The following is a 6,000-nucleotide window of genomic DNA, read 5'->3' on the forward strand; positions in this document are numbered from 1 at the left end:
AACCGTAACAGTAGCCAGAAACAGATTTTTTTGATATATCTCAAATCCTTGTCTTGATGCAGCCCCTCCCTAATCGCGCTTTGCATCAAGACAAGCTCGTTTAAATGGGCGACAGCTGACTGAATACTGAATACTTAATACTTGATACTTCATACTTCATAGGTCGCTAAAATAACAAATTATGTCTTTTGATTAAAAAACGTAAAAAAAGTTAGGATTGTATGAAGCTCATCCCCTAATCTGTGATTATAACTGAGTAAGCATTCAGCGTGTCGCGTATCAGCGTGTCGCGTATCAGCTATCAGCTTTTAGCTATGAGTTTATGCCCATAGCGCACGCTACATGAACAGCTTATGCCCATAGCGCACGCTACTTGAGTGGCCATTGGCCAACGACTGACCACTGACGGCTGACGGCTGACGGCTGACGGCTGACGGCTGAATGCTTAGATGACTGAGGTTTACGATCATAGAGGTGATTAATGACAATTCCTTTGTTAGAGTATCCCCCCTCAACCCAAAATCAGCGCGTCGCTGGATATGAGGTGCCCGGAGATGAGCAGCCTAAACTATACACTACAGCTAATCTGCTCTCTCCATCGGAAATGGATGAGTTGATTAGGGCAGCCTATGGTCAGATTTTTCATGAACAACAGATTCTGACAAGCAACCGCCAAACCTTTTTAGAATCACAGCTGAGGTTTGGTCAAATCACGGTGCGCGAGTTCATTCGTGGTCTAGCAACATCTGAACCTTTTTGGCAGCGCAATTATCAGACCAACAACAACTACCGTTTTGTCCAGATGTGTGTACAACGCATCTTGGGGCGTGATATCTACAGCGAGCGGGAGAAGTTAGCTTGGTCAATAGTGCTGGCTAGTAATGGCTTAAAAAACTTTATTGATGCTCTGGTCGATAGCGACGAGTACCTGGAAAACTTTGGTGATGACACCGTGCCTTATCAGCGGCGGCGGATCATACCGCAGCGTACTCAAGGCGATCTACCCTTTGCCCGGATGCCTCGTTATGCGGAAGACTACCGCAGCCAACTGCAACAGCTGGGTTACTTTAAACACCAACCAATTGATATTTTCAAAACCTATTATCCTCCTGCCTCAGTGCGCTTTGTAGCAGGAGTACTCACTAAGGCAGGAGCTGTAGTCTTACTTGGGGGAACAATTGCGATCGCCTTAGCCGCCTGGGGTATTATCAGTCTGTAGCTGTGAGTGTAGGTTTGATAAGAAATGTTACTAACCTGCTAACGGCTAGACCAATTAGCTGGATTGAACAGCTGACCTGTGTCTTGAGCAGGAGGTAAGCAACCAAGAGGCTTCCAGCACCAACATTGAGCCAATCCACAGGGTAGCCATGGCAAGCCAGTTCTGATATAGCGTTGCGATCAGACATAAAAAATCTTAAACTCTTAACAAGATGTAACGAATAAAGGCTCGACATCATTGTATAAAAGTTACCTGAAGGGTAAATAGTGACAGGCGAAAGCCAACCAACCGGTTGACACACAGCATTCCTAGGTCTCTCACCAAAACGTGAAGTTTTGTAATTTTTCTTAACGATCCGTTTTGTTACCAAACTCATGGGACAAAGACTAGGACAAAGACCAAAAAAGAGAGATAGGAGTATTGGCTGTGGCTGGAGCATGTTCTATGCCGTTCCCGTTTCAAACTGCTTGATTCAGTTTGATTCAGTCTGAGTCTGTTTAACTGAAGCCCGTTTTGAAACAAAACCAACTAACCTAGGAGATTCCGTCAATGTTTGATGCGTTTACTAAGCTTGTTTCTCAGGCTGATGCCCAGGGTCAATACATTAGTACTGAGCAACTAAGTGCCCTTAGCGCTATGGTGAAGGACAGCAACAAGCGGATGGATGCAGTCAACCGCATTACCAGCAACTCTTCCACCATTGTGGCTAACGCGGCTCGCTCCCTGTTTGCTGAGCAACCCCAGTTAATCAATCCTGGTGGTAATGCCTACACCAGCCGTCGGATGGCTGCTTGCTTGCGTGATATGGAAATCATCCTGCGCTATGTGACTTACGCCATTTTTGCTGGTGATGCTAGTGTCCTGGAAGACCGCTGCCTCAATGGTCTGCGGGAAACCTACCTAGCTCTGGGAACTCCTGGTGCTTCAGTGGCAGTGGGTGTAGAAAAGATGAAGGATGCTGCGATTGCGATCGCTAACGACTCCAATGGCATCACCCCTGGTGATTGCAGCTCTCTGATGGCTGAAATTTCCAGCTACTTCGACAAGGCAGCTGCTGCGGTTGGCTAAAACGCTAAAGGCATATCACTTGCTGTCTAACGATCACAACTTCAAACGTTTTTGAAAACTTGACAAAATATTAGGGAGATACCTAGACAATGAAAACCCCGCTTACAGAAGCCGTCGCTGCTGCTGACGCTCAAGGTCGTTTTTTAAGTAATACAGAAATCCAGACTGCCTTCGGTCGATTCCAGCGGGCTACAGCTTGTTTAGAAGCAGCAAAAGCCTTAACTGCTAAAGCCTCAACCTTGACTGAAGGTGCAGCCCAAGCGGTGTATAACAAATTCCCTTACACCACTAGCATGCCTGGACCAACCTATGCATCTGACGCTACAGGTAAGGCAAAATGCTCCCGTGATATCGGTTACTATCTGCGTATGGTTACTTACTGCCTAGTTGCTGGTGGGACCGGACCGATGGATGAGTACTTGATTGCTGGTTTAGATGAAATCAACCGTACCTTCGAGCTGTCTCCGAGCTGGTACATCGAAGCCCTCAAGTACATCAAGGCTAACCATGGTTTAAGTGGTCAGCCTGCTACTGAGGCAAATAACTACATTGACTACGCTATTAACGCCCTGAGCTAATTGCTCTTTTGGCCTGGAAAGGTCAGCAGGTGTTAGCAAAAACTAGCATCTGCTGACCTTTCCGGGCATTGTTTTGTCTATTTACTTTGTCTATAGCAAAGGGAGCAGGGAGCAGGGAGTAGGGAGTAGGGAGTAGGGAATATGGCATCAAAAATGCTCACAATTGATTTAGGTACCCTATATCTACCAAGTAATCAGATCAAGGATGAAGGATAAAGTAAGAAATTGGTAGGTTTTTTGAGGAGACAGGAGACAAAAGCTAAGTAAAATGAAAATTAACAAGTTTAAATTAGCAAGTTTAAATTAACAAGTTTAAATTAGCAAGTTAAAATGTTGCAGCCTAGTCTTGAGAATTATGTTGAGACTGATAACTCTGAGTCATTAACTGTAGAGCAAGCGATCGCCAATCTACAAGGCAACGATCAAGGGCTTCGCTATTATGCAGCATGGTGGCTAGGAAAGTTCCGAGTCCGGGAACCACTGGCAATTGATGCCCTAATCGCTGCGCTACAGGATCAGGAGAACCAGACAGAATTAGGAGGATATCCTCTGCGCCGGAATGCTGCCAGAGCCCTGGGCAAACTAGGAGACCATCGAGCTGTGCCTGCGTTGATTGATTGTTTAGACTGCCCGGATTTTTATGTTAGGGAAGCAGCGGTACAATCTTTAGCGATGTTAGAAGATCGTACCTGTATTCCCAAGCTGATCAAACTCCTAGACGGAGGTTTAGAAGCAGCCGAGCCTATACCCGGAAGTCCCCACCTCGCCCAACCCTACAATGCTGTCATCGAAGCCTTGGGGGATCTTGGTGTAACAGAAGCGATTGAACTGATTGAACTATTCCTAGAGCATCCCAACGAGTTGGAACAGTATGCCGCCGCACGGGCAATGTACCAGCTAACTCAAAACCCTACTTATGTTGAACGTTTAATCAAAGCTTTGAGAGCTGATCAAGTTCAACTGAGGCGGGCAGCTCTTTCCGATCTCGGGGCAATTGGTTATTTACCAGCAGCAGATGCGATCGCTAAGACCTGGGCAGAAAATAGTCTCAGGTTAATCGCGCTCAAAGGAATTCTAGAGCATTACTTAGAAACTCATCCCACTGATGGTTGCCACCTATCGGAGACGACAATTAGAATTATGAACTTGATGGATGGTCTTCTATGAAGTGTAAAGTTTAAAGGATGAAGGATGAAGTATAAAAAAATTTTATCTAACCATTTTATGCAACCATTTATCTAGTAATTTTATCTAACCATTTATCCAACCATGATGTCACAAGTGGCGGGTTTTTATCCTTGTACCTTTTGCTTTAAATCTACCACTAGAAAACACCTAGGGTGAACAACCTTGGCCAAAAGGCCACGCTACGCGAACAACCTTAGACTCCTTCATGACCAACACAACCCGAGAGCAAGAATTAATTCGAGCTGTGAAAGAGGCAGATTCTGCCTATAGCTTAGTAAAAGCAGTGAGAATCTTGGCTAATGCCCATATAGAAGCTGCAATCCCCACTTTAATTGCAGTTTTTAGCTACAATAACCCAGGTGCAGCAGAATTAGCTGCCGGTGGGGTAGTGCGATTCGGGAAAACAGCAGTAGCGCAATTGCTAAACCTAATTGATGACTATAACTACGGAGGTAGAGCCTGGGCAATCCGTGCACTATCAGGAATTGGCGATCCTAGAGCCTTCGATACCTTAATCGAAGCTGCTGAAACTGACTTTTCTATGAGCGTCCGTCGAGCTGCTACAAAAGGTCTGGGCAATTTGGACTGGGAGGATATGCCTAAAGATAAAATTCCTGCTGCCCAAGAGCAAGCTTTTAAAACACTACTGCTAACCTGCCAAGACTCCGAATGGGTAGTTCGTTATTCTTCCGTAGTAGGATTGCAAGGTCTAGCTACTGCGGTAGTGGTCACCTATCCGGAGCTGGCTGAGAGTATCAAAACTCATTTAGCGCAAATGTTCAAGACTGAAACCGATTTAACAGTGCGCACCCGTATCCAACTTGCTATCGAACAACTTGGTTGAAGGTTGAAGGTTGAAGTTTGAAGGTTGAAGGTTGAAGGTTGAAGTTTGAAGTTTGAAGGTTAAAAGTTAAAAGTTAAAAATTAAAAATTAAAGGTTAAAAGTTAAAGGTTAAAAGTTGAAAATTGAAGGTTAAAAATTAAAGGTTAAAGGTTGAAAGTTGAAAGTTGAAAGTTGAAATTTGAAAGTTGAAATTTGAAAGTTGAAATTTGAAAGTTGAAATTTGAAAGTTGAAATTTGAAAGTTGAAATTTGAAAGTTGAAATTTGAAAGTTGAAATTTGAAAGTTGAAAGTTGAAATTTGAAAGTTGAAAGTTGAAAGTTGAAAGTTGAAAGTTGAAAGTTGAAATTTGAAAGTTGAAATTTGAAAGTTGAAAGTTGAAATTTGAAAGTTGAAAGTTGAAATTTGAAATTTGAAAGTTGAAAGTTGAAAGTTGAAAGTTGAAAGTTGAAATTTGAAAGTTGAAAGTTGAAAGTTGAAATTTGAAAGTTGAAATTTGAAAGTTGAAAGTTGAAAGTTGAAAGTTGAAAGTTGAAAGTTGAAAGTTGAAAGTTGAAAGTTGAAATTTGAAATTTGAAAGTTGAAAGTTGAAAGTTGAAAGTTGAAAGTTGAAAGTTGAAAGTTGAAAGTTGAAAGTTGAAAGTTGAAAGTTGAAAGTTGAAAGTTGAAAGTTGAAAGTTGAAAGTTGAAAGTTGAAAGTTGAAAGTTGAAAGTTGAAAGTTGAAAGTTGAAAGTTGAAAGTTGAAAGTTGAAAGTTGAAAGTTGAAAGTTGAAAGTTGAAAGTTGAAAGTTGAAAGTTGAAAGTTGAAAGTTGAAAGTTGAAAGTTGAAAGTTGAAAGTTGAAAGTTGAAAGTTGAAAGTTGAAAGTTGAAAGTTGAAAGTTGAAAGTTGAAAGTTGAAAGTTGAAAGTTGAAAGTTGAAAGTTGAAAGTTGAAAGTTGAAAGTTGAAAGTTGAAAGTTGAAAGTTGAAAGTTGAAAGTTGAAAGTTGAAAGTTGAAAGTTGAAAGTTGAAAGTTGAAAGTTGAAAGTTGAAAGTTGAAAGTTGAAAGTTGAAAGTTGAAAGTTGAAAGTTGAAAGTTGAAAGTTGAAAGTTGAAAGTTGAAAGT

General features: G+C 42.0%; 8 protein-coding genes. 5 read left to right on the plus strand and 3 right to left on the minus strand.

The annotated features are described in order from the left end of the window. Window positions 1–338: 338 nt before the first annotated feature. On the minus strand, window positions 339–470 hold the full coding sequence (locus F6J90_RS15090) for a hypothetical protein (RefSeq protein WP_293094730.1): 132 nt from the start codon (window positions 468–470) through the stop codon (window positions 339–341). Window positions 471–481: 11 nt separating this feature from the next. Between F6J90_RS15090 and F6J90_RS15095 the strand changes: the two genes are divergently transcribed. Then, window positions 482–1,219, plus strand: a complete 738-nt coding sequence (locus F6J90_RS15095) for a phycobilisome rod-core linker polypeptide (protein ID WP_293094733.1) — start codon at window positions 482–484, stop codon at window positions 1,217–1,219. On the opposite strand, the gene F6J90_RS15100 is transcribed toward F6J90_RS15095, so the two are convergent. Next, window positions 1,209–1,406: a hypothetical protein gene (locus F6J90_RS15100; RefSeq protein ID WP_293094736.1), complete on the minus strand. Its 198-nt coding sequence runs from the start codon at window positions 1,404–1,406 to the stop codon at window positions 1,209–1,211. The genes F6J90_RS15095 and F6J90_RS15100 overlap by 11 nt on opposite strands. 362 nt (window positions 1,407–1,768) lie before the next feature. Between F6J90_RS15100 and F6J90_RS15105 the strand changes: the two genes are divergently transcribed. Then, a complete protein-coding gene (locus F6J90_RS15105) occupies window positions 1,769–2,287 on the plus strand; it encodes a phycocyanin subunit beta (protein ID WP_293094739.1) in 519 nt (172 codons plus the stop codon). Window positions 2,288–2,376: 89 nt separating this feature from the next. After that, window positions 2,377–2,865, plus strand: a complete 489-nt coding sequence (cpcA, locus tag F6J90_RS15110; protein WP_293094742.1) for a phycocyanin subunit alpha — start codon at window positions 2,377–2,379, stop codon at window positions 2,863–2,865. A 22-nt stretch (window positions 2,866–2,887) separates the two neighbouring features. On the opposite strand, the gene F6J90_RS15115 is transcribed toward cpcA, so the two are convergent. Continuing rightward, entirely contained in the window at window positions 2,888–3,013 is a 126-nt protein-coding gene (locus F6J90_RS15115) for a hypothetical protein (protein WP_293094745.1), read from the minus strand. Between the two features lie 182 nt (window positions 3,014–3,195). On the opposite strand from F6J90_RS15115, the gene F6J90_RS15120 reads away from it, so the two are divergent. Together F6J90_RS15120 and F6J90_RS15125 are read left to right on the plus strand one after the other, a co-directional pair. Next, window positions 3,196–4,032 carry a HEAT repeat domain-containing protein gene (locus F6J90_RS15120; protein WP_293094748.1) on the plus strand — a complete coding sequence of 279 codons (837 nt, stop codon included), beginning with the start codon at window positions 3,196–3,198 and terminating at the stop codon, window positions 4,030–4,032. A gap of 226 nt (window positions 4,033–4,258) precedes the next feature. Continuing rightward, the gene (locus tag F6J90_RS15125) at window positions 4,259–4,897 is read left to right on the plus strand and encodes a HEAT repeat domain-containing protein (protein ID WP_293094751.1); all 639 of its coding nucleotides are present in this window, start codon (window positions 4,259–4,261) and stop codon (window positions 4,895–4,897) included. The last annotated feature ends 1,103 nt before the right edge of the window (window positions 4,898–6,000 follow it).

The organism is Moorena sp. SIOASIH, from assembly GCF_010671925.1.
Lineage (GTDB): Bacteria > Cyanobacteriota > Cyanobacteriia > Cyanobacteriales > Coleofasciculaceae > Moorena.

Excerpts from the sequence above, each read along its gene's own strand:
- F6J90_RS15090 (WP_293094730.1), bottom strand. The coding sequence starts at position 470 with ATGATCGTAAACCTCAGTCATCTAAGCATTCAGCCGTCAGCCGTCAGC.
- F6J90_RS15095 (WP_293094733.1), top strand. The coding sequence starts at position 482 with ATGACAATTCCTTTGTTAGAGTATCCCCCCTCAACCCAAAATCAGCGC.
- F6J90_RS15100 (WP_293094736.1), bottom strand. The coding sequence starts at position 1,406 with ATGTCTGATCGCAACGCTATATCAGAACTGGCTTGCCATGGCTACCCT.
- F6J90_RS15105 (WP_293094739.1), top strand. The coding sequence starts at position 1,769 with ATGTTTGATGCGTTTACTAAGCTTGTTTCTCAGGCTGATGCCCAGGGT.
- cpcA (WP_293094742.1), top strand. The coding sequence starts at position 2,377 with ATGAAAACCCCGCTTACAGAAGCCGTCGCTGCTGCTGACGCTCAAGGT.
- F6J90_RS15115 (WP_293094745.1), bottom strand. The coding sequence starts at position 3,013 with ATGCCATATTCCCTACTCCCTACTCCCTACTCCCTGCTCCCTGCTCCC.
- F6J90_RS15120 (WP_293094748.1), top strand. The coding sequence starts at position 3,196 with ATGTTGCAGCCTAGTCTTGAGAATTATGTTGAGACTGATAACTCTGAG.
- F6J90_RS15125 (WP_293094751.1), top strand. The coding sequence starts at position 4,259 with ATGACCAACACAACCCGAGAGCAAGAATTAATTCGAGCTGTGAAAGAG.